Annotated in this window: 20 protein-coding genes and 1 pseudogene; 16 read left to right on the forward strand and 5 right to left on the reverse strand. The window is 37.0% G+C overall.

Annotated features, from left to right (window positions below; translation table 11 throughout):
• Positions 1–61: 61 nt before the first annotated feature.
• Positions 62–1,078, reverse strand: a complete 1,017-nt coding sequence (locus A3EM_RS0122035; RefSeq protein ID WP_020530421.1) for a LacI family DNA-binding transcriptional regulator — start codon at positions 1,076–1,078, stop codon at positions 62–64.
• Positions 1,079–1,281: 203 nt separating this feature from the next.
• On the opposite strand from A3EM_RS0122035, the gene A3EM_RS47685 reads away from it, so the two are divergent.
• From A3EM_RS47685 to A3EM_RS0122055, 4 genes are read left to right on the forward strand one after another with little or no spacing between them, the layout of a single operon-like run.
• Positions 1,282–1,449: a hypothetical protein gene (locus A3EM_RS47685; RefSeq protein WP_157638023.1), complete on the forward strand. Its 168-nt coding sequence runs from the start codon at positions 1,282–1,284 to the stop codon at positions 1,447–1,449.
• A gap of 55 nt (positions 1,450–1,504) precedes the next feature.
• Positions 1,505–2,278, forward strand: coding sequence for an SDR family NAD(P)-dependent oxidoreductase (locus tag A3EM_RS0122045; RefSeq protein ID WP_020530423.1), 774 nt, complete (start codon positions 1,505–1,507; stop codon positions 2,276–2,278).
• Positions 2,279–2,281: 3 nt separating this feature from the next.
• The gene (locus A3EM_RS0122050) at positions 2,282–3,127 is read left to right on the forward strand and encodes a fumarylacetoacetate hydrolase family protein (RefSeq protein ID WP_020530424.1); all 846 of its coding nucleotides are present in this window, start codon (positions 2,282–2,284) and stop codon (positions 3,125–3,127) included.
• Positions 3,128–3,132: 5 nt separating this feature from the next.
• Positions 3,133–3,915 carry an L-fucose dehydrogenase gene (locus A3EM_RS0122055; RefSeq protein ID WP_020530425.1) on the forward strand — a complete coding sequence of 261 codons (783 nt, stop codon included), beginning with the start codon at positions 3,133–3,135 and terminating at the stop codon, positions 3,913–3,915.
• A gap of 160 nt (positions 3,916–4,075) precedes the next feature.
• Here A3EM_RS0122055 and A3EM_RS0122060 read toward each other — a convergent pair whose 3' ends face one another.
• The 4 genes from A3EM_RS0122060 to A3EM_RS43330 form a co-directional block, all read right to left on the reverse strand.
• Positions 4,076–5,590 (reverse strand): RagB/SusD family nutrient uptake outer membrane protein, encoded by a 1,515-nt coding sequence (locus A3EM_RS0122060; protein ID WP_020530426.1) that lies wholly within the window; start codon positions 5,588–5,590, stop codon positions 4,076–4,078.
• Between the two features lie 8 nt (positions 5,591–5,598).
• Positions 5,599–8,994: a SusC/RagA family TonB-linked outer membrane protein gene (locus tag A3EM_RS0122065; protein WP_245576536.1), complete on the reverse strand. Its 3,396-nt coding sequence runs from the start codon at positions 8,992–8,994 to the stop codon at positions 5,599–5,601.
• A 128-nt stretch (positions 8,995–9,122) separates the two neighbouring features.
• Positions 9,123–10,151 (reverse strand): FecR family protein, encoded by a 1,029-nt coding sequence (locus tag A3EM_RS0122070; RefSeq protein ID WP_020530428.1) that lies wholly within the window; start codon positions 10,149–10,151, stop codon positions 9,123–9,125.
• 215 nt (positions 10,152–10,366) lie between these two features.
• Positions 10,367–11,056: an RNA polymerase sigma factor gene (locus tag A3EM_RS43330; protein WP_020530429.1), complete on the reverse strand. Its 690-nt coding sequence runs from the start codon at positions 11,054–11,056 to the stop codon at positions 10,367–10,369.
• 470 nt (positions 11,057–11,526) lie between these two features.
• Here A3EM_RS43330 and A3EM_RS0122085 point away from each other — a divergent pair, with 470 nt between their 5' ends.
• The 12 genes and pseudogenes from A3EM_RS0122085 to A3EM_RS0122160 form a co-directional block, all read left to right on the forward strand.
• Positions 11,527–12,351, forward strand: a complete 825-nt coding sequence (locus tag A3EM_RS0122085; RefSeq protein ID WP_020530431.1) for a pyruvate, water dikinase regulatory protein — start codon at positions 11,527–11,529, stop codon at positions 12,349–12,351.
• On the forward strand, positions 12,348–14,963 hold the full coding sequence (gene ppdK, locus A3EM_RS0122090) for a pyruvate, phosphate dikinase (RefSeq protein ID WP_026210514.1): 2,616 nt from the start codon (positions 12,348–12,350) through the stop codon (positions 14,961–14,963). Before A3EM_RS0122085 ends, ppdK begins: the two co-directional genes overlap by 4 nt.
• Before the next feature lie 35 nt (positions 14,964–14,998).
• Positions 14,999–16,006 (forward strand): class 1 fructose-bisphosphatase, encoded by a 1,008-nt coding sequence (gene fbp, locus A3EM_RS0122095; protein ID WP_020530433.1) that lies wholly within the window; start codon positions 14,999–15,001, stop codon positions 16,004–16,006.
• A gap of 267 nt (positions 16,007–16,273) precedes the next feature.
• Positions 16,274–16,846, forward strand: coding sequence for a Crp/Fnr family transcriptional regulator (locus A3EM_RS0122105; protein ID WP_020530435.1), 573 nt, complete (start codon positions 16,274–16,276; stop codon positions 16,844–16,846).
• Between the two features lie 184 nt (positions 16,847–17,030).
• Entirely contained in the window at positions 17,031–17,435 is a 405-nt protein-coding gene (locus A3EM_RS0122115) for a hypothetical protein (protein ID WP_020530437.1), read from the forward strand.
• A gap of 14 nt (positions 17,436–17,449) precedes the next feature.
• Positions 17,450–17,842: a hypothetical protein gene (locus A3EM_RS0122120; protein WP_020530438.1), complete on the forward strand. Its 393-nt coding sequence runs from the start codon at positions 17,450–17,452 to the stop codon at positions 17,840–17,842.
• On the forward strand, positions 17,842–18,423 hold the full coding sequence (locus A3EM_RS0122125; protein WP_020530439.1) for an NAD(P)H-dependent oxidoreductase: 582 nt from the start codon (positions 17,842–17,844) through the stop codon (positions 18,421–18,423). Before A3EM_RS0122120 ends, A3EM_RS0122125 begins: the two co-directional genes overlap by 1 nt.
• 162 nt (positions 18,424–18,585) lie before the next feature.
• Positions 18,586–19,104, forward strand: a complete 519-nt coding sequence (locus A3EM_RS0122130) for a hypothetical protein (RefSeq protein ID WP_020530440.1) — start codon at positions 18,586–18,588, stop codon at positions 19,102–19,104.
• A gap of 93 nt (positions 19,105–19,197) precedes the next feature.
• Positions 19,198–20,640: an alpha-L-fucosidase gene (locus A3EM_RS0122135; protein ID WP_020530441.1), complete on the forward strand. Its 1,443-nt coding sequence runs from the start codon at positions 19,198–19,200 to the stop codon at positions 20,638–20,640.
• A 583-nt stretch (positions 20,641–21,223) separates the two neighbouring features.
• On the forward strand, positions 21,224–22,195 hold the full coding sequence (locus A3EM_RS0122150) for a zinc-binding alcohol dehydrogenase family protein (RefSeq protein ID WP_245576537.1): 972 nt from the start codon (positions 21,224–21,226) through the stop codon (positions 22,193–22,195).
• Between the two features lie 373 nt (positions 22,196–22,568).
• Positions 22,569–23,024 (forward strand): (2Fe-2S)-binding protein, encoded by a 456-nt coding sequence (locus A3EM_RS0122155; protein WP_020530445.1) that lies wholly within the window; start codon positions 22,569–22,571, stop codon positions 23,022–23,024.
• Positions 23,025–23,050: 26 nt separating this feature from the next.
• Positions 23,051–23,374 (forward strand): annotated as a pseudogene (locus A3EM_RS0122160) (xanthine dehydrogenase family protein molybdopterin-binding subunit); the annotation flags it as partial.

Below are 23,374 nucleotides of genomic sequence, written 5' to 3' on the forward strand. Positions count from 1 at the left end.
AATAGTTTCTTTCCTGTTTAATAGTTTTCAAAATAAGCAGGATAAAATTAAAAATAAAGCATTACATTTTCCGGGTAGTTTCTCTAATGATTAGTTCCGGATCGATAATAATTTTCTCATTCAACAGCGATTCATTCCGATTTAAAACGGATAGCATTTTTTCAGCCGCCAATTGGCCCATTTTGGTGGCAATTTGTTTTACCGTAGACAATTGAGGGGTCATATAAGTGGCGACTGGCTCATCAGAAAAACCAAAAACGGAAATATCTTCTGGAATTTTTTTCCCCATTTTGGTAAGTACATTTATAGCATAATTGGCGGCATAGTCATTAAAAACAAAAAGACCATCTAAATGGGGATTTGATTGAATAATTTTTTGCAAAAAAGTTTCTATCGTATTGGCTTGAAATTCATAATAAAAAATTAAAGTTTCATCCACTTCTATCTCATGATCTGTAAGTGCATCTATGTATCCATACAGACGGTTATTGCTATTGTTTAGGTTGATACTTCCCGTAATGTGTGCGATACATTTGCAGCCTAAATCAATGAGGTATTTGGTGGCATTATAGGCTGCCCGGTAATCATTGGCAATGATTTTTGGTACTGGTAAAAAATTGGCTACCCGATCGTAAAATACTAGAGGGACCTCATATTTGAGTAACTTTTCAAAATGGTTGAATTTTTGGGTTTGGATTGAAATTGCAGCCAAAACACCATCTACCCGATGCTTTAAACAGGTATTAATGGCCTCTTTCTCCTTCTCCAGTGATTCTCCTGTATTAAAAAGAAATATCGAATACCCTTCCTTTTGCAGTGTATCCTGTATGCCTTTAATTACCTTTGCGAAAAAATTTATGGTAATATCGGGTACGATAACCCCTACAATTTTACTTTGCCCTTTTGAAAGAAGGTTTGCCATTGAATTCGAAAAATACCCCAATTCTTCTGCTAATCGCCTTACCTTTTCTTTTGTTTTCTCGCTTATTCTGGGGTTATCATTCAGGGCTCGTGAAACGGTAGAATGTGAGATACCCAACTGGAGTGCGATTTCTGTGATCGTTACATATTTACCCATAATCCTTTGCCAGCGTATAATTCAATTTTTCACTATTAGATATCTTGTTTTAAGGTCATATCCCACTTCTAATTAAGTGAGATTAAATGTATTAAATCTGTAAAACATATTCACTCAAAGATAATATACACACCTGTGCACAGCAACTAAAATGGCGATTACTGGAAATGATTATCAATTATACCTAATTATGTAAAATCAAAATGAGAATGTTAGGTAAATGGAAAACCCGAGCTTTCAATGGGTATCATAGGGAGGATGGAAAGGTGGGAACCGCTAATTATGTAAAGGAAGCAAGTGGGGATGAAACCAAGGCCATGAAACTTGATCAAAATGATTTCATTCCATGTAAAAGAGGGGTATTCCTTTAATTCTCAGTAGACTTTCATTTAAAAATAAAAATACTCAAAACTTAAAAAAACATTTATGTCAAAATTTGATTTAAGCGGGAAACTTGCGGTTGTTACTGGCGGAGGAAGTGGAATAGGACGATCCATTGCATTGGCACTGGCTGAAAACGGGGCTCAGGTGGTCATACTGGATTTAAATGAACAAAACATGGCTGGGGTAGTATCGGAAATTGAAACAACGGGAGGAATAGCCACGGGAATCTCTTGTGACATTTCAGATCCGGAAAGTGTTCAAAAGGCATTTGATTTGGCCACAGGAGACACTCCTTTGGATATCCTGATTAACAATGCAGGTATAGCTCATATCGGGAAGGTGGAAAATACTTCTACAGATGATTTCGATAAAATCCTTAATGTAAATGTAAAAGGTGTGTTTAATTGCCTTAAGGCCGGAGTGAAATTGATGAGAAATGGTGGATCAATAATTAATATGTCCTCTGTAGCAGCTCATGTAGGTATTCCCGATCGGTTTGCCTATTCCATGAGTAAAGGAGCTGTGCATGCCATGACCCTTTCAGTCGCTAAGGATTATTTAGCCCAAAATATAAGATGTAATAGTATTTCACCAGGTCGGGTACATACGCCATTCGTAGATGGATTTTTGAAAGCCAATTATCCTGGAAATGAACCGGAAATGCTGGAGAAGCTTTCAAAGACACAACCCATTGGCAGAATGGGTAAGCCAGCCGAAATTGGGGCTTTAGCCCTGTATTTATGTTCAAATGAGGCATCATTTATTACTGGAACAGATTTCCCAATTGATGGAGGATTTATCACACTAAACAATTAAGAAATGAAACTAATCAGATACGGAGAGCCCGGGAATGAACATCCCGGAATTGAAATAGAAGGGGTCAGGTATGATACAAGCAATATTGTTTGGGATTATGATGAGGACTTTTTTTCCAAAAATGGCATTGAAGACCTGAAAAACAAATTTGATATTAATACTGCAGCCAGAATTGCAAATGATGTCAGATTAGGAGAGCCTGTAAAACGGCCAGGTAAAATTATATGTATTGGACTTAATTACAGAAAACATGCCGCTGAAAGTGGGATGGAAGTGCCTAAGGAACCCGTAGTTTTCTTTAAGGCAACCTCCTCTTTAATTGGTCCATATGACAATATTATTATCCCTAAAAACAGCCAAAAAACTGACTGGGAAGTGGAATTGGCTGTGGTAATAGGCAAAAGGGCTAATTATATCTCTGAGGAAGAAGCAATGGATCATGTGGCAGGTTATATCCTGCATAATGATGTAAGTGAACGTGAATTTCAAATTGAAAAAGGTGGTCAATGGGTGAAGGGAAAAAGCTGCGATACTTTTGCGCCAATGGGGCCTTATTTAGTCACCAAAGAGGAAGTGGCTGATCCTAATAACCTGAGGCTTTGGTTGACCTTAAATGGTAAAAAAATGCAGGATGGAAATACCAGCGATTTTATTTTCAACATCCAATATGTCATTGCTTACCTTTCTCAATACATGAGTCTAATGCCTGGGGATATCATTTCTACAGGAACACCGGAAGGAGTGGGTTTTGGTTTCAATCCGCCATTTTATCTTAAAGATGGGGATATTATAGAATTGGGAATAGAAGGATTGGGTGAATCCAGGCAGAAAGTTAAAGCTTATTCTTAATTGAAATGGATTTAAAACTTAAAAACAAGGTTTTTATAGTTACAGGGGGTGCGGAAGGAATTGGAAAAGCTATTTCTTTGGAATTAGTAAATGAAGGTGCTATTCCGGTAATTGTGGGGAGAGCGGCTGAAGCAGCCGAAAAACTTTCTCGTTTGATCAGGGAAAAAGGAGGTGAAAGTCTGGTGATTGTGAAAGAACTTGGTGTTGAAGATATTTGCAGGGATATCATTCAGCATACCATTTTAACTTTTGGAAGAATCGATGGCATTGTAAACAATGCAGGTGCAAATGACAGCATAGGTTTGATTAATGGAAATCCTAATGCCTTTAAAAAATCCATGCTGACTAATTTGACCCATTGTTATGATTTAGTTCATTATGCCATTGATTATTTAAAAGTTACCAAAGGTTCAATAGTGAATATAAGTTCTAAAACGGCATTAACGGGTCAGGGTGGAACTTCAGGATATGCGGCAAGTAAAGGGGCATTATTAGCCCTTACCAGGGAATGGGCAGTTGAATTATTATCCTTTGGCATACGGGTAAATGCAGTTATACCCGCTGAGGTAATGACTCCGCTATATGAAAAATGGCTTAATACCTTTGAAAATTCACAGGATAAATTGGACCAGATTGTTTCTAAAATTCCCCTTGAAAAAAGAATGACAGTCCCTGAAGATATTGCTGCTGCTACCGTTTTTCTTTTATCTGAACGGAGTGCACATACTACAGGCCAATGGCAAATAGTAGATGGGGGTTATATTCATCTGGATCGTTCGATTACGTAAAAAAACATCGATTTCTGCATATTTATTTTCATTAAGTAGGGAGTGTAAAATAAATCAATCTCTTCTTCATTTTTTGGCTCATTTACAATGCTATTTGAAAGAAAGAATGAGCTGCTTAAAAATAAACAGCTCATTTTAATTTTAACTTTTTCCAAACCAATTAGTATCCTGGATTCTGTTTCAGATTTGGATTATTTTGTACTTCGCTTGTAGGTATAGGAAATAATAACTCTCTGGAAGACAGTGTGGGGCCATAAACGAATTGATGTCCAACAAAGTCATCAAAATCTCCTGAGGTCACATTAAATACTTTTCTGGTCCTCACCATATCAAACCAGGTTACACCTTCATAACTTAATTCATGCCATTTTTCCCTCCAAACCGCCTCTCTAAATTCTTCCTTAGAGAGACCTGAATAAGGTGTTAATCCTGCCCGGGTTCTAATTTCATTTAATCCCTGATACGCCAATGCGGTAGCACCTTCAGAGGTTTCGTTTGATGCTTCAGCATAAATCAATAATAACTCGGCATACCTGTACAATGACCAATTAAGGGCACTACTGGCCGTAAAAAGATTAGCCTCCACATCAAAATGTTTATAAAGAAAAAAGCCTCCTAAATTGATAGTTTCCGTTCGGTCAAATTTCGAAGTAAATGTGGTGTAATAAAAGGATTTTTCTTCTATTCTTTTATCTCCTGATTCATAAGAGGCTATAAAGTTTTGATTGGCATAAATTGCTCCCGTCTGATCAGAATATGCGGAAATATTCATGTTATAGGGGATAATATGGGGTTGCCAGTTTGAAGGAGCAGTCCCTGCTAAATATTGAACCATAAAAATATTTTCACCAATATTATTCATAGCCGGATCATGCAAATCATCGTAGCTTTCAAACAAACTATACTCGCCTTTATCAATTACTTCTTTGGCCTTTTCTGCAGCTAGCGAATAATAAGGCGCTCCTTTTTCCAAAGGATAGCCTGCCATGGTAAGATATACACTAGACAATAAAGTTTTAATTGCACCCATGGTTACTTTCCCTGAGTTATCATTGAAAGGTAATCCGGAATTTTCTGCTTCTGTCAGGTCCTTTACAATCTGGGTGAAAATTTCCTCCACGGGAGCCCCTGAGGCATAAAGATCTTCAGAAGCTAAATCAATGGGTTCCAGAATTAAAGGCACACTACCAAACAACCTGACCAATTGAAAATAATAGTGAGCCCTTAAAAATTTAGCTTCACCCAATAAACTATTTTTAAGGATTTCCGGCATTTGAATATCCGGGATTTTGGAAATAGCCAGATTGGCATTGGCTATACCCTCATAATTGGAGTTCCAATGTGAAATTCCATATGCATTGTCTGCATTATTAATCAGGTTCCTGATAATATTGCTATTTTCAGCCTGTCCTAAATCAGATTCTGCTAAACCTGTTGCAAATTCTACCATTAGCCAGGGACCACCCCCATAGGCTCCGCCACGAATTGCTTTTAAGGCGGAATAGGCGGAATTTACACCAATGCGCGCATGTTCTGCGGACTGGTAATAACTATCTTCAGTAATATTTGAGGGATCTATTTCGTCCAGGAAATCTTTACAACTGCCTGTTAAAAACATCAAAGCGCCTATGATCAGGATTTTTATATTAATTTTCATATTTTTCATATTTTTCATATTTTAATTTAAAATGTTACATTCAATCCAACCATATATACTCTTGGTCTTGGATACTGCTGAAAGTTCACTTCTCCCTGACCAAATGCCGTATTAGAGGTTTGAACCTCTGGGTCATAACCTTGATAATCAGTAAGGACAAAGAAATTTTGAAGAGAGGCATATAGTCTCAACCTTTGAAGGTTTAATTTGTCAATCAGGTCGGGAGAAAAGTTATAGGCAAATAATAGGTTCCTGCCTCTAATAAAAGAACCATCCTGGATCATATGAGAAGTATCGAAATTGTCATACCCGGCAGAAACAGGTCTCCATTGGGCAATTTCTGTATCCTGGTTTTCTGGAGTCCATGCATTTAAAACTGTTGCCAGGCTGTTGGCAATCCCCTGACGATTTTCCTGAGGACGCGTGGTGATATACATAATATCATTTCCATAGGTGAATTGCAAATCCAATGAAAATTCGAAATTCTTGTAGTTGATTGTATTGATAAAACTACCGTATCCTTTTGGTAACCCATTTCCTACAATAACTTTATCCGCATTATTGATTGCCCCATCTCCGTTGACATCTTTCCTTTTTATATCACCAGGTAAGCGGTTGAAACTTTTGGCTAAATCTTCTTCATCAGTTCCGAAAGTGCCTAAATTAATCCAGGCGAAAAATGAGTTGACTGGTTCGCCTTCACGAATTACTGTTTTTCCCTGAAAGATATCACTTCCTCCCGTCAGGGCTATCACTTCGTTTTTATTCGTAGCAATATTAAACATCGTCTCCCATGTAAAATGCTCTTTTTCAATGTTTACAGTATTTAAAGAAAGCTCTATTCCCTTGTTTTCCATGCTGCCTATATTTCTAAAAACAGTAGCATAACCACTACTTTGAGGGACCGGAGCATTCAAAAGCATATCAGAAGTCAACTTCCGGTAAACATCTGCTTCTAGAGAAAGCCTCCCATTGAAGAACCCAATTTCCACTCCTGCATCGACTTGAATGGTTCTTTCCCATTGCAGATCAGAATTGGCCAATGTGCCTTTACCAATTCCGGTTACCAGCGTTCCGTCAAATACATAGGAATAGGTAGCCAATCCTGCAAGTGCTCCATAGGCGGGGATTCCTGAGTTTCCTGTTTCTCCATAACTTGCACGTAATTTAAGGTCGGAGATTAGATTGGAACCAGACAAAAACTCTTCTTCTGACATTCTCCAGGCCAATGCGGCAGAAGGAAAGAATGCATATTTATTATTTTCTCCGAATTTGGATGAACCGTCTACCCTCCCGGTAACGGTTAATAAATATTTGCCATGTAGTCCATAATTTATCCTGCCAAAATAGGAGTTAAATCCGTAGGCATTTGCGCTTGAAGAGGGAGGTACAACCACCGCACCAGCAGCCAAATTATTAAAACTGAAAAAATCGTCAGAATAATCCTGCGTTCGCGTACTGAAGTTGGAAATATCAGTATGCTGCCAGGAAGCCCCGACCATAGCAGTTAAATTGTGAATTTCCGAAAATGTCTTATTGTAGGTTAGGTAGTTTTCAAATTGCCAGGATAAATACTCATTTGAGGTTAGACTAGCATAGCCATTTGTGGGAGTACCTATAAAATTGAGTTCACGTCCGGCATATTCGCTTCTTTTTTGCCCTATATTGTTCACCCCTATAGACGACCTGAATTCCAGACCTTTCGCAAGATTAATATTCGCAAAGACATTTCCGATTACACTATTGGTTTGCAGATAATTCTGATATTCCTCCCCAACACGAACAGGGTTAGGACCACCTTCCATTCCTGGATAATCTGCATTACTCGCCCAAGTACCATCAGGGTATTTTACAGGAACTATAGGAATGTTCTCAATCATGTTCCTTCCCACCCAAGAATCATGAATGATTCGCTCTTTCTGATTATTATAACTAAGACTTCCTCCTACTTTCAGCCATTTTTTGATATTGGTATCAAACACAAACCTTCCGGAATAACGCTTAAGCCAGGATTCCTTCATAATTCCCTCTTCACCAGTATAACCTAAAAAGGCGCCAAAACTTCCTTTCTCACTTCCTCCTGTGAAGGATATTTGATGATTTTGGGAAAATGCTTTCTTTGTGACTTCATCCTGCCAGTCGGTATCGTATAATGGCTTGCCATTAGCATCAAATAATAAAGGATCTGTCCTTTTTAATACAGGATCGGTAAACTTTCCATTGGCAAAGCCTACAGGATCATATTTTTCTGCATTCTGATAAGCCACATCTTCAATCATTAGGAATTGCTCGGAATTTAAAACTTCCACCTTTTTGGCCAGCTCTCCTAAACTAAAATAGTTGTCATAACTTACTGTGCCACCACTTTTGCTGCCTCTTTTTGTAGTGATCAAAATAACTCCGTTGGCAGCTCTTGAACCATAAATTGCAGTGGCCGAAGCATCTTTAAGTACTTCCACGGAAGCAATATCATTTGGATTGATATAGTCAATTGGTGAAGTATTGTTCTGTAGTCCTTCGGTGACTAATATAACACCGTCTACTACATATAAAGGACTGTTATCCAAACTTACCGAAGTATTGCCCCGTATTCGGATTTTGGCCTTTCCCCCTGGTCTTCCAGAATTCTGACTAACATTTGCTCCTGCGATCCTTCCTGATAAGGACTGGGTTAAGGAGGAGGTGGGACGTTCTTGAAGCTTTTTAGATGATACTGAACCTACTGCCCCGGTCAGGTCACTTTTCTTTTGGGTACCATAACCAATTACCACCACTTCTTCCAACTGCTCGGAATCTGGTTTTAAAGCTACATCAATCACACTTTGGTTACCTACCTGAATTTCCTGAGTGGTAAAACCTATGTAACTGTATTGCAATACTGCCGTATCATCGGCTTTTATGGTGTAAGAACCATCCACATCTGTAACAGTCCCATTCGTGGTGCCTTTTACAATTATACTTACGCCAGGTAAAGGTTCATTGTCTTCTGCTGAAGTAATCTTCCCTGAAATCGTGGATTGAAAGAAATCTGAGGTAAATTCCTCTATGATTTTGGTTTTTTCTTCCCCTTTACTGATGTGAATATTTTCATTTACTCGTTTAAAATGAAGATTTGTTTTTTTGGAAATTTGCCGCAGGATTTGTGCAAGGGATTCATTTTCTGCGTAAAGATCCAACTTCATATTTGTGTCAATGGCTCCTTTAAAATAGGCAAACCTAAACTCACTCTTTTCCTCAATTTTTACTAAAATAGTTTCCAGCTTTTTATTAGTGGCTTTTAGGGAAATGTAAACATCTTCAATGCTTTTTTGGCCATAGCCATCTTTTGGAATAGCCATACTTGACAAAAAGCACTGTAGAAAAATGCCAAAAATTAGATATCTCGACATAATTAAAACTTGTCTAAGTAATTTCAATTTCATATTTTTAGGTATTAGAGTTAGATAATAATTCTAGACAAATCCCTGAATTACAGTGCCGGCAAGCTTATGTATTCAGGGTTTTTTGTTGTGGATTATCCAGTATGTTCTTTCATTTTCATTTAGCTTTTTTATTTAAAAATTATTTTCACTTTTTTATCCTGAATTTTATAGTCAAATCCAGCGGCAAAACTTAAGCCTTCCAGAATAGTTTTCAGGGATTGATTTTTATAATTCCCTGAGTACCTGGTCAATTCCGGTTTTGTACCGGAAATTTCAAATTCTACTCCATACCAGAATTCTAATTTTTGAAGAATTTTTTCGAAAGAAGCCTCCTTGTAAAACAAGATGCCCGATTCCCAACCCAGCATTTCCTCTAAATCATAAGCTGAAACTGTAAGCTTTCCATTTTCTAAAACCGCCATCTCTCCAGGTTGTAAATAGACTGCCTCAGCCCCTGAAGTTACTTCAACTTTTCCAGTAGCAACAGCAATGTACTCCTTGTTATGATCAGGGTAAGACCTGACATCAAAGGAAGTTCCAAGGACTTTTATTTCAGCATTTTTGGTAATTACTTTAAATGGTTTTGCTTCATTTCTGACTACTTCAAAAAATGCTTCTCCCTCCAGGTAAACCTTTCTTTCCTGGGTATGGAGAAAAGAACTTTCAAATTTTATTTTTGAATATGAATTTACTTTTACCTTGGAGCCATCCGAGAGGGTAAAAGTGTTTTTTTGACCTTTGGGTATCTTTTTTTCTATTAGAGAGCTTACTTTTTTAATATCTGAAGGCTTCTGTTTGGGCTGAAAAGTATTATACACATAGAAACACCCCAGAATAAGCGCCACTGAAGCTACAAGTTTTAAAATAAACAATTTACGATTTCCCCATCCTCTTTGGGGAAAACCAAAATCATCCTGATTTGACCTATTTGAATTTTGAATGACAAAATCCAGGATTTTATCCTTCGATTCTTCATCCAGGGGCTTTTGTTTAAATTTTAGCCTTAAAATTATTTCTTTCGCTTTTTTGGCTTCACTGGCCAATTCAGGGTCATTTTTCAAACGCTTTTCCCAAAAGACATTCTTTTCCTCATTAGGAGCAAGAACCCAACTTTTAAACGCTTCATCCGTGGAAAGTTCAATAAAATTTTTCCTCATTTTTTTACAGTTTGAAAAACTTATTTCAAAACCCCTATTTACTTCATTGATTTTTAATAGTAGTGTTTCAACAATAAAAAGAGCTCATTTCAGAAAATGATACCAAAAAAAATCTGATTTTTTAGAAATAAAGCAATAAAGGTCTTATTATCAGTGACTTATTTTTTTATGATTCCTTAAAAATCAGAAACAGAAGGGGTTAGAGTTTAATGGTTTTAGTTTTTAAATAGTCGGTTAAATTCATGAAAAACGAATAATAAAAACAACATCATTTTGAGATTTAACCGTAATTGATCAAGTGCCTTATAAACAAGCCTTCGCGCAGAAGAGATATGTAAATATCCCTGGATTTCAGAAATTTCCCGGTAGGTTAGGTTTTCAAAAAAGAAAAGGTAAATCACTTCTTTTTCCTTAGCCGAAAGTTTTTTTATGGCGGCATTTAAGGCATCTAACTGATGATTTGTAAATTGTCTGTCAATCAGTTTGGTTTCATAAGACAGTTCAAATTTGAAAAGCTCTTCATTCATAAAAACTTCCTCCATCTTATTTTTCTTTTTTAGGGAATTTAAATTTTGGAGCAGCCTTCTTTTGAATGATTTTAGCAAATAAAATTTAATAGAATTTGTAGGGGAAAGTCTACTGCTTTTTTCCCTCAGGTAGATGAAAAAATCCTGTAAGGTATCTTTTAAAAGGTTTTCGTCCTTGGTATACTGAAGGCCATAATTAAAAAGGGTATCCACATAATTTTGGTAAATTAAGACGAATGCTCCTTCATCCCCTGAAACAAAACAATTCCAAAGATCCTGATCGGAAAGATTTTTATAATCACCTTTTTTATTATGATGATTTGAGGTTTGAAGGTAAAAAGATTTTTTATTGGAAACCTCTGGTTTACTTATCTTCATTTTAGTTTATCTTTTTACTGTAGGTATTCTCAAGGTACAAACTTTTCAAAAGTTCTCAAAAATAAATGTAATTGAATGGGTTGGTTTTTCAAAACCTTTCCTTCAGCAGGTTACAATTCAATCCAGGCAATTTATTCCCCTATTAAGGAATAGGGTTTCCTTATTTTCTGATGGAGGAAAATTATGGCAATGAGGTAAAATTTGTTGTTTCAGAGTTAATTAATTTCCTCTGGAAGTGTTTTTCATTACCGCCAATTTCCATCAAAATCCTGTTTATTTTCCTTAGCTCGTTGAGTAGGCAATAGCCCAACTTTAATCCGAATATACCGTTTAAATAATCACCAATCATTTTTTAACCCAAAGTTTAATTGTGCACAGGCATGCACAATTAACCCTTGATTCACAGCCAGATTTAATTCAAATTTGAATAATCTGATCCAAATTTTCACCAGACAAACCAATGGGATTTTATGCCGGATGTCAAAATATATGTTGTTTCTGATTCTTTGAGTTTTCTTGCACCGGAATCAATTATAAGATTAGCTTCTTCCCATTTCAAAGGATGTAATTTTGAAATGGTTAAAATTCCTAATGTTAAAACATCTGCAAAGGCTTTGGAAGTGGTGAATTTGGCCAGGGAAAACAAAAATTCCCTTATTGTATTTTCCAGCATTTTGGTTGAAGTGAGGGATGTATTCATCATAAAAGGGCTGGACTATAATATTGAATGCATTGATATTCTATCACCTGCGGTAAAGGCTTTAGGTAAAGCATTTAAAGTTTCTCCGGTTTACCAGCCATTTCAGTCATGGGAATTAAATGATGATTATTTCAGGCGGATTCAGGCAATAGAATTTGCTATTAACAATGATGATGGGAAAAGCCTGAGTGCACTACAGAAGGCAGATATTATTTTAATAGGAGTTTCCAGAACATCAAAAACACCTTTGAGCATTTACCTGGCCTACCATAACTATTTTGTGGTCAATATTCCTCTTGTATCGGTGGCAAATGTACCAAAATATTTGTTTGAGGTTTCATCAAAAAAAGTGATTGGGCTTACCATCCATCCCGAGCGGCTTAATGAAATCCGGGAAGAGCGAAATACCGCTATGGGATTATATACCGATAACACTTATGCGGACCTGAATACCATTATTGAAGAACTGGAATTTGCCCAAAGTATCATGAAAAAAGTGGGATGCCCCATTATCGATATTACCAACAAGGCAGTGGAAGAAACTGCCGAGATAATAATGAAACTAGTAAAGGTCAAATCAAACTATCTAATATGAAACAATATATCTACACATTCTCAGAAGGAAATAAAAACATGCGGCATTTATTGGGTGGTAAAGGAGCTAATCTTGCCGAAATGACCCAAATTGGCCTACCCGTGCCTGCAGGCTTTACCATTAGTACCGAAGCTTGTAACCAGTATTTTGAAAATAACAATACCATTTCAGATTCCATTAGGAAGCAAATTGATGAGTCAGTTCATCAACTGGAGCAAAAAGTGAATAAACGATTTGACGGATCTCCATGTCTTTTGGTATCAGTACGATCAGGTGCAGTATTTTCCATGCCCGGAATGATGGATACCATATTGAACCTGGGGCTCAATGATCACAATGTAAAATCTATTGCAGAAAGTACAAAATCCGGGCGATTTGCTTTGGATTGTTACCGAAGGTTTATTCAGATGTACAGCAATGTGGTTTTGGAAATTCCCATGTATTTGTTTGAGTCTATCCTTGAAGATTGTAAGGAAAAGTATCATCTGAAAGATGACCAGGATTTAATGGAAAACCACCTAAATGAAATTATTTCTTCCTACAAACAGGTGGTTTTAAATGAAAGTGGAAAGGAATTTCCTCAATCACCAAAAGAGCAGCTCTATTCAGCGATTGAAGCGGTATTTAAATCCTGGAATAATGAGCGGGCTAAAATTTACAGAAAAATTAATAATATACCAGATGAAGTTGGCACTGCCGTAAATGTGCAAATGATGGTATTTGGTAATATGGGTGACTCATCCGGAACCGGAGTAGTATTCACCAGAAATCCTTCCTCAGGTGAAAAAAAACTCTATGGGGAATTTTTAATGAATGCTCAGGGAGAAGATGTGGTGGCAGGTATTAGAACACCAAAAGCCATATCAGAGTTGGAGAAAATAGACAAACCAGTTTATGATGAGCTGCTTAAGGCTTCCCAGTTACTCGAAGCACATTATTCCAATATGCAGGACATAGAGTTTACTATTGAAATGGGAAAATTCTATCTGCTTCAGACCAGAAATGGTAAAAGGTCTGCCTCTGCAGCAGTTAAAATAGCCATAGATTTTGTAGAAGAGGGTATCTTGGATGAGAAAGGGGCAATAAAACAACTCGATCCTAACCAAATTGATCAACTTCTTCACCCTGTTTTTGATCAGGAAAAGCTACAGGCAGCCGAGGTATTAGCTACTGGTCTTCCTGCCAGCCCGGGAGCTGCAACAGGGCAAATATTCTTTGACGCCAAGACTGCTGAAAAAGCAAAAGCTGAAGGGAAGGAGGTCATTTTGGTAAGAATGGAAACTTCTCCTGAAGATATTCAGGGCATGATTTCCTCCAACGGAATATTGACCGCTAGAGGAGGGATGACCAGTCATGCTGCAGTAGTAGCAAGAGGAATGGGTAAGTGTTGTGTTTCAGGTTGTACTCATCTAGAAATAAATGAACTAAACCGTACGGCTAATTTAGGAGGTTTGATGTTTAAAGAAGGAGATTTTCTCTCCATTGATGGAAGTACCGGACATGTGTATCAGGGAAAAATTGAGACCATTTCCAGTATCTTAAATGCTGATTTTGAAAAGATAATGAGTTGGGCCGATAAATTTAGCAGATTATCTGTGCTTGCCAATGCAGATTCACCAACCGATGCGCAAAAAGCTTTGGAATTTGGAGCAAAAGGGATTGGTCTGTGTAGAACAGAACACATGTTTTTTGATGGCAACAGGATTTCAGATATCAGGGAAATGATCCTTGCAAAAACAAATTCAAACAGAAAATTTGCCCTTAATAAATTATACCCTCATCAGAAAAATGATTTTAAGGGTATATTCAGGGTGATGAGAGATTTACCGGTAAATATCAGGCTACTCGATCCTCCACTACATGAGTTTTTGCCTAAAAGCAAACCGGAAATGGAAGAAATGGCCAAAGTATTAAATATCTCTTTAGAGGAAATAGAGAAAGTAACAGAGGCTTTGATGGAAGTAAATCCGATGATGGGATTAAGGGGGTGTAGGTTAGGATTAATCTATCCCGAAATTTATGAGATGCAGGTACAGGCCATTATTTCTGCTGCGCTTGAAGTTCAGGAAGAAGATCAATTTACTCCAGTGCCAGAAATTATGATTCCTTTAGTGGGAAATGAAACCGAATTATCCAGACTAAAATCCCTGGCGGAGGGCGTTTTAATTGATTTGGATCCCAGCGAAAAATTAGGAAAAGTAAAAATAGGAACCATGATTGAAGTGCCAAGGGCATGCATGGTGGCTGATAAAGTGGCGTCCCATGCGGATTATTTTTCTTTTGGTACTAATGACCTTACTCAAATGACCCTGGGTTATAGCCGGGATGATGCTGGAATTTTCATCAAAAAATATAAAGAACTGAAAGTACTTAAAGCAGACCCTTTTCAGCAATTAGATCAGGAAGGGGTAGGTGAATTGATAAAAATAGCGATTGAAAAAGGGAAAAAGACAAATCCGCTTTTAAAGATTGGTGTATGTGGTGAACAAGGTGGCGATGAAGCGTCTGTTCACTTTTTTAATACTCTGGATATTGATTATGTTTCTTGTTCTCCTTTTAGAATTCCTAAAGCTAGGCTGGCAGCTGCGCAGGCTGCACTTCCTCAGGATTAGGAAAAACTTTATAGCTTAAGTCTAAACCAATTATTATGTACGAGCCGAAATCTAAAGCAAATTTAAAATCATTGACCCACCCTTTGGGAACAACAATTGATCGGTTTATCCTTCAAAGGCAAAATGAATTTCCGCATGCAACCGGAGAATTATCTCAGTTACTCAGGGACATTGTTCTGGCTTCAAAGATCATCAGTAGGGAAATCAACCGGGCGGGTTTAAGTGGTATTGAAGGGTTAACGGATGAAGAAAATGTGCAGGGGGAAAAACAAAGAATGCTGGATGTGATAGCTGATGTGAGATTTATCAGGGCTCTTGTAAACGGACAACAGGTTTGTGCCATCCTTTCTGAAGAGCGGGAAGGAATAATTGAGACGGGACGAAATGAAGCCAAATACGTAATCGCTATTGATCCATTGGATGGATCTTCAAATATTGATGTGAATGTTTCTGTAGGGACTATTTTCTCAATTTACAAACGGGTTTCAGAAGTTGGAGGCCCCTTTTCCGATAAGGATTTTCTGCAGCCGGGCATTAATCAGGTAGCGGCCGGATATATTCTTTATGGATCTTCCACCATGTTGGTGTATACTACCGGTTATGGGGTAAATGGATTCACCTATGAACCTTCATTAGGTGAATACTTTTTATCTCATCAAAATATCATTCAACCAGAATGGGGCGATTACTATTCCATAAATGAAAAACAAAAAGATTCCTTTCCCAAAAACATCAGGGCTTTCTTAAAATCCTGTAAAAAGAAAGACATGAATACCAGATATGTGGGTTCATTAGTGGGAGATTTTCACCGGAACCTGTTGAAGGGGGGAATTTATTTATATCCTTCAACCCAAAAATACGAGTCGGGTAAATTAAGATTGGTATATGAATGCAATGCATTGGCTTTGATTGCGGAACAGGCGAATGGAATGGCTATTAATGGCAGTGAAAGAATTCTGGAAATCCAGCCGGAATGGCATCATCAGAGAGTCCCTTTTTATGCAGGGTCCAAACAGTTGATTATGAATTTACAGGCCTTTTAGTTGGTAAATATTATTTCAAATTTTTATCTCACAATCAGATTCTGCTTTCCAATTTCCAATATTTAAAAAAGAGCCATAAATTTGATTGATTTTTATTGAAAATTAAATCTGGTGAATAATCAGTTTCAATTTTATTTCGATGTAAACTGACCTACCCTTTGCCCATTAAATTCTGTGGCAATAACTTGCCTTTTTTCATTAAATTTAGGCGAAATATTTTCTTTCGTGAGGAAAGACTCCATGCTAGTCACACCAGATTTTTAAATTATGGAAAAAGCCCAAATCATAGAAATTGTAAGTGATATTTATTCTCCCTTAAATGAGGAATGTAAAATCCAGATTTATCAAAAAAGTAAGGTATTAACATTTGGCAAAGGTGAAATTCTGGTAAAAGCTGGTGCATATTGTGATAAATCATATTTTCTTGCGAAAGGTGGAGCACGAACTTTTTATCTCAAAGATGGGAGAGATGTGACTGATTGGTTTGCCTTTGAAAATAGCTTTATTTCATCAATTAACAGTTTTTTCTATGAAGTGCCGAGCGAAAATTATATTGAGCTTTTAGAGGATTCTACATTGCTGGTGCTATCAAAATCTGATATTGAAGACCTATGCAATAAATTTCATGATTTTGAAAAACTCAATAAGGTGGTATTTGCCAAAACCATGCTTCAACTTCAGGAAAGAATAGTTTCAATGCGTTTTTTTACTGCAAAACAAAAATATATTGCCTTGCTCAAATCCTTTCCAAAAATTGACCAGCGTGTGCAATTATCCCATATCGCTTCTTACATTGGAATCACTCTGGAAACATTGAGTCGTTTAAGAAGTCGAATTTGATCTATATCAAATGATTTTCAATCTTCAGACAAGACCTTTGTGATCATTAGTGGGTTAGAGGAAATAAATCAGGCGGGAAACCTGCCAGACGACCTAACTTTTGACAACCATTATGAAAGAATGATTCAAAAGGAAGCCCACAAAAATTGCAAAGCACAGATTCATAAAATGATAAGGTTTTAAAATGGAGAATGGTCTGAATAATTGGTTAATTTCCGCTGGATTGCTAAGCTGTATTTTGGGCCTTATTCATTCTGTTTTAGGAGAATATTTAATTTTCCACACTAAAAGAGAAAAGGGAGACCTCATTCCCAAAAAAATTGATGCAGGGCTTAAAGCGCGTCAACTGGGTATTATTTGGGCTACCTGGCATATTGTTTCTGTCTTTGGAATAGCTATAGGAATTATCCTTATACGTATGGGGATGATGGAAAATTTCCTCAATCATCGCACTTTTCTATTGCAGTTATCTCCTCTAGGATGGAGTATGTTTGTATCTGCATTTCTTGTTTTGGCAGCTACAAAAGGGAAGCATCCCGGTTGGGTGGTTTTACTTATAATTGGGATTTTAATCCACCTTGGGATTTAAAATAAAATCAACAAATGAAGAATCCTTACATAATAATTTCGGGAATAATAAACCTGCTTACAGCATTCATTCACCTAATTGGAGGACAAAATGATTTAATAAACCCGATGGTTAAAAGCAATTTGAACCTTCAACAAAAGGGTGAACTCCTTGGGGTGTGGCATATGATCACCCTCTTTTTGTTCTATACTACCATTATCATTTTTAAACACGGGATGAGTAGTCAAAAAGCAGAAAATTCAGGCGTATTGAAGTTTATAGGTATGACATATCTCCTTTTTAGTCTTCCATTTATAATATGTAGTATTTGGTATTGGATTTTTGCTCCTCAATGGGTTTTACTATTTCCAATAGGAATTCTGATTCTGTTAGGGTTAAAAAAATCATCAATTGAAAAAAATGACTAATGAAAAAACAAATAGTAATAGTGGTGGGACATCCGGACTATGAAAGCTTCAACTTTGCTCTGGCAAATGCCTATCAAAAGGGAGCGGAAAATTCCGGTGCAGATGTTCGGGTAATCAATATCAGGGATTTGGATTTTAATCCGAATCTGCAGTATGGTTACCGAAAACATATCGAACTGGAACCAGATTTAATTAAAAGCCAGGAATTATTGAAATGGGCAACGCATATTGTCTGGATTTATCCTGTTTGGTGGGGATCTGTCCCAGCCATTATGAAAGGATTTTTAGACCGGGTTCTTCTCCCTGGATTTGCCTTCAAAAAAAGAGAAGGTTCATTGTGGTGGGATAAATATTTTAAAGGAAAAACAGCCAGAATAATATGTACATTAGACCAACCTCCATGGTATTACAAATATTTTAATAGTAGCCCCAGCCATAATGCTATGAAAAAATTGACTATGAATTTTATTGGGGTAAAATCTGTAAAAATCACATCTATTGGACCGATGAGACTATCAAAAGATGAATTTAGAGCAAAGTGGATAAATAAAATTGAGAAACTTGGAGAAAAAAACGAATAAAATTTTCATTAAAAAAAGAGTCTTGAGATATCTTCCGAAGAGTTTTTAAACAAATTGAATAATTTTTCAAAAAAAAATAGCCCAATTTGGTGAAATGAAGTATTACAGAACAAACATTTGATTCAATTTAATTGAATACTTTACTTTTTGTAATACTTAAACATGAGTTTGAAATCAATTTTTAGAGGAGGTGGGGAGATTAATAAAAAAAGAAAAATCGCCAATAAGGTACTATTTCCCAAGGAATGTTTTAACCCTGAAAAATATGTTATCATTCATGTAAATAGAGAAAAATCCCTTTTGCATTATCGGTGGAAAAGAACCACTTCACGAATGGATGAAGATGATTATAAATTAACCATAGCTTATCTTTTTCATTTGGTTTTTACTCAAAAAATCAGCCGAATTATTGCAGATCATGCCCACAAAGATTTCACCATTGGAGTACACCTCCAGCCCTGGACAGCCAGAATTATGGAGTTAGGCGCTAAATTAGGTGTAAAAAAGGTTGCCATTATTGAAAGCAAGGATTTTATTACCCAATTATCCCTGGAACAAATAGTTGAGTTTGTTCAAAAAAATAATACTTGTTCGGAGGTGAAATTTTTTAAAGATTATGCGCTGGCTTTCCAATGGATTTTTGCCCCAGGTCTTTCAAATCCAAGACCATTTGAATCATAATATCAAGAATTGTTTGCGCACACAGTGAAAAATATTGGACTTTTTTAGTAAAATTGCAATTTAGAATCAAACAACCAATTACCATTTACCCACATGCGCTATTTACTGCTGATTTCCCTGTTTTTCATTTCTTTTTTTCCATTACAACTCACTGCTCAGGAGGAAAATGTCCATCCACAATCCAAGGAATATGATTGGCCAAAAGATCCAAAAGTTTTGGAAAAATTGGATAAATGGCAGGATCTGAAGTTTGGTATGATCATTCATTGGGGCTTATATGCGGTCCCGGGAGTGATAGAGTCCTGGGAGTTGTGTTCCGAGGATTGGCTCAACCGACCAGATAGTATGACTTATCAGCAATATAAGGATTGGTATTGGGGATTAAAGGATTCATTTAATCCTGTAAATTTTAATCCGGAGCAATGGGCAAAAGCCGCAAATCAAGCCGGAATGAAATACCTGGTATTCACTACCAAACATCACGATGGGTTTAATATGTTTGATACCCGGCAAACGGATTTTAAAATTTCTGATGGTCCTTTCTCCACTAATCCTAAAAGCAATGTCGCTAAACATGTTTTTGAAGCATTTAGAAATGAAGGGATGATGATTGGTGCTTATTTTTCCAAGCCCGACTGGCATTCCCAGTATTTTTGGTGGGATAAATATGCCACTCCTAACAGAAATGTGAATTATGATATCCGGAAACATCCGGCCAGATGGGAAAAATTTAAGGATTTTAGTTTCCAGCAGATTAAGGAATTGATGACGGATTACGGCAAAATAGATATTTTATGGCTGGATGGTGGATGGGTCAGACCTAAAAATACCATCAATGAGGAAGTATTGAGTTGGGGAGCCCCCATTCCCGATTGGGATCAAAGTATTAATATTCCAAAAATTGCGGCAATGGCCAGAGAAAACCAACCTGGATTGCTGGTAGTGGACAGAACGGTGCATGGGCCTTATGAGAATTACCAGACTCCCGAGCGAAGTATTCCGGAAACCCAATTACCACATCCCTGGGAAAGCTGTATGCCGCTGGCCAACAACTGGGGTTATGTCCCTAATGACCAGTTCAAATCTACTACTAAAGTGATCCATTCCCTCATTGAGGTGGTCGCCAAAGGGGGAAGTCTTTTGTTGGGTATAGGACCAAAACCAGATGGAACTTTAAGAGAAAAGGACCTGGAAAGTATGAAAAAAATTGGTGCCTGGATGGATAAAAATGGAAAAGCCATATATAATACCAGAATTACCTCTGATTATCAGGATGATAAAACCTTTTTCACAAAAGGAAAAAATGGGGAAATGTATGCATTGGTGAATATGGAAGAGGGGAAAGAAATTCCGTCCACCATCAGCTGGACGGGAAACATCCCAGATAAAAGTAAGAAAATGGTTTTATTGAGTTCTGGTACCAATGTAAAATGGAAACAGACTGGAAAAACGATTACCATTACGCTTCCCAAAAGCTTTTTAAAAAATAATCCGGAATATCCTGCGCTTACCTTTGAATTTATACCTGCGGAATAATGGTTGTTATCTGGTTTATTTTATTTATAAAACCTGAACCCCGGAATCTGGATAGACCAAACACGGTCATTTGATCATCCTGTATTTTCTGGGGAGAAATTTTTGAAGACATCATTGTATGCCATACAACCTATTGTTTTAAAAAAAGCTTAACTCCAACCTATTATTAATTTATTACTGAACTAAATGAAGCATAAATTCATTTTTTGTTCATGCAGAGAAAATGAAGAAGGTTTAATTTTGAAGCGTTCGAAAATTAGTATTCTATTTTCTTTATTTATTCTGCGTCAGAAAACCATTTCTAAATTTGAAATGGCTTTTTTGTTTTATGAGGTCACCTGCGAAAAAGCCATTCCATAAGGAGCAGCTTTTTGTGACTTTTTTTGAATTATATAGGAGTAAATGTCTTAAATTGTTCTCATTAAATTTTAAAAAGGACTGGCCAATAGGAAATCAATTTCTTCAATAGGATATTGACTTTATAAGAGCTTGAGGGCATGGAAGAATTCAACAAGTTAAAACATAAAGGGCAAGATGAATTATTGCCAATAAAATCTTCAATATAAGAACACCAAATCCACAAATGATGAAAGCGGCAATTACAACGAAAGCGGGAAACCCGGAAGTGATTCAGTTAGCAGAAATACCAAAGCCAAAATCAAAACCCGGTTGGGTCCTATTAAAAGTGAAAGCCTTTGGACTAAATCGTTCTGAACTATTCACCAGACGTGGCGACTCTCCAGGTGTTGAATTTCCAAGAATTCAGGGTATTGAATGCGTGGGTTTGGTAGAAGAAGATCCTTCCCACACTTACGAGAAAGGACAACAGGTGGCTGCTATCATGGGTGAGATGGGAAGGCTTTTTGATGGAAGTTATGCAGAGTTTACTTTGGTTCCCTTGGAAATTGTATTTCCTTTCAAAAGTAACTTACCTTGGGAAACGCTTGGAGCAATTCCAGAAATGTTCCAAACTGTTTCAGGTTCACTTAATCAGGCCCTTGAAATTCAAAAAGGAGAATCCTTACTTATAAGAGGAGGTACATCTTCCATTGGCATGCTCGCTGGCCAGCTTGCAAAGGCAAAAGGATTAACCGTTATTGCATCCACCAGAAATCCGGATAAAAAAAAGGCATTACTGGATAATGGAGTAGATTATGTGGTGCTTGATAATGGAAAAGTCGAAGATCAGGTGAAAGGGATTTTTCCTAATGGGGTGAATAAGGTGCTTGAACTCATCGGCACAAGAACTTTAAAAGATTCTCTTCAATGCATTGCATCAAAAGGGATGGTTTGTATGACAGGTATTCTTGGAAACGAATGGACAATGAAAGATTTTACACCCATGGGGGACATTCCTTCTCTGGGAAGACTTACTGTTTATATGGGTGAATCAAAGCATCTTTCCAAAAGTCTGTTACAAGAGTTTATAGAGGAGGTGGAAAATGAGAATATCAAATTGAATATAGATACTGTATTTACCTTGGACAAATTGGTGGAGGCGCATGATTATATGGAGAACAACAAAGCCAGTGGAAAAATTGTAGTAAAAATCTGACAACTAATCCAATTTTGAAGGAGTGCTGTGTAATTCTATCTCGGTAACTCTTCTTCCCATTGATGATTCCATGTTGAATATTTTTTAAAGTTTTAGCGAATTGGGCTTAAAGAATTGAGTAAATCAACAGAGATACTAAGTGATCCCCTTCCAATGATTTCTGGCCACTCCGGTATTAAAAATCCTAAAATTCCGGCAAATACAAGAACGAATTGATTTCCTGAATATGGCTCATTTCCTTGCAGAAGCTAATTTGGTATGGTCGTTTGAAATTCGTAAGTAAAAGTTTGATTTCCATAATTTCCGTGTGGTAATTTTTCGTACCTTGTATATTAATTTGAGTGTTTAATTTTCTGTAAAAAATATCAGTAATATGGCTATTTACAATCTGAATATAAATGGAAAAGACCATAAGGTAGATGTTGACCCGGCAACTCCAATGCTTTGGGTTTTAAGAGAGCATCTCAATTTGGCGGGAACAAAATATGGCTGCGGAATTGCCCAATGTGGGGCTTGTACCATTCACCTCAATGGGAATGCCGTTCGATCGTGTCAGTTGCTGGTTTCAGCGGTTAGAGATCAGGCCATAACCACCATTGAAGGTCTTTCAGAAAACGGTGATCACCCGGTGCAAAAAGCCTGGTTAGCACTTGATGTGGCTCAATGCGGATACTGCCAAACAGGACAGATTATGAGTGCTTCTGCACTTTTAGAGAAGAACCCTCATCCCAGTGATGAAGAAATTAAGGCAGCTATGAATGGTAATATTTGTCGGTGTGGTACTTATACCCGAATAAAAAAAGCCATTAAATCCATCTCCAAAACTTAATCATAACCTTAAAATTCCACAACAAAATGAATACTATTAAAACCAGAATTGGCAGACGTTCTTTTTTGAAAATTTCGGCACTTAGTGGTGGTGGAATGGTGATTGGGTTCAATTTGTTATCCGGCTGTCAGGGAAGTAGCCCTGAAGAAGTTCGTGCCTTACCCAAAGAATGGTTTAAGCTAAACGGGTTTTTAAAAATCGGAGAAAATGGACTGGTTACCATTATGGCGCCTAACCCTGAATTTGGACAGAATGTAAAAACATCTTTGCCTATGATCGTAGCCGAAGAACTGGATGTGAACTGGAAAGATGTAATTGTAGAACAGGCCCCATTTAATACAGCCATATAT

The sequence above is a fragment of the Flexithrix dorotheae DSM 6795 genome (assembly GCF_000379765.1).
GTDB classification, from domain to species: domain Bacteria; phylum Bacteroidota; class Bacteroidia; order Cytophagales; family Flammeovirgaceae; genus Flexithrix; species Flexithrix dorotheae.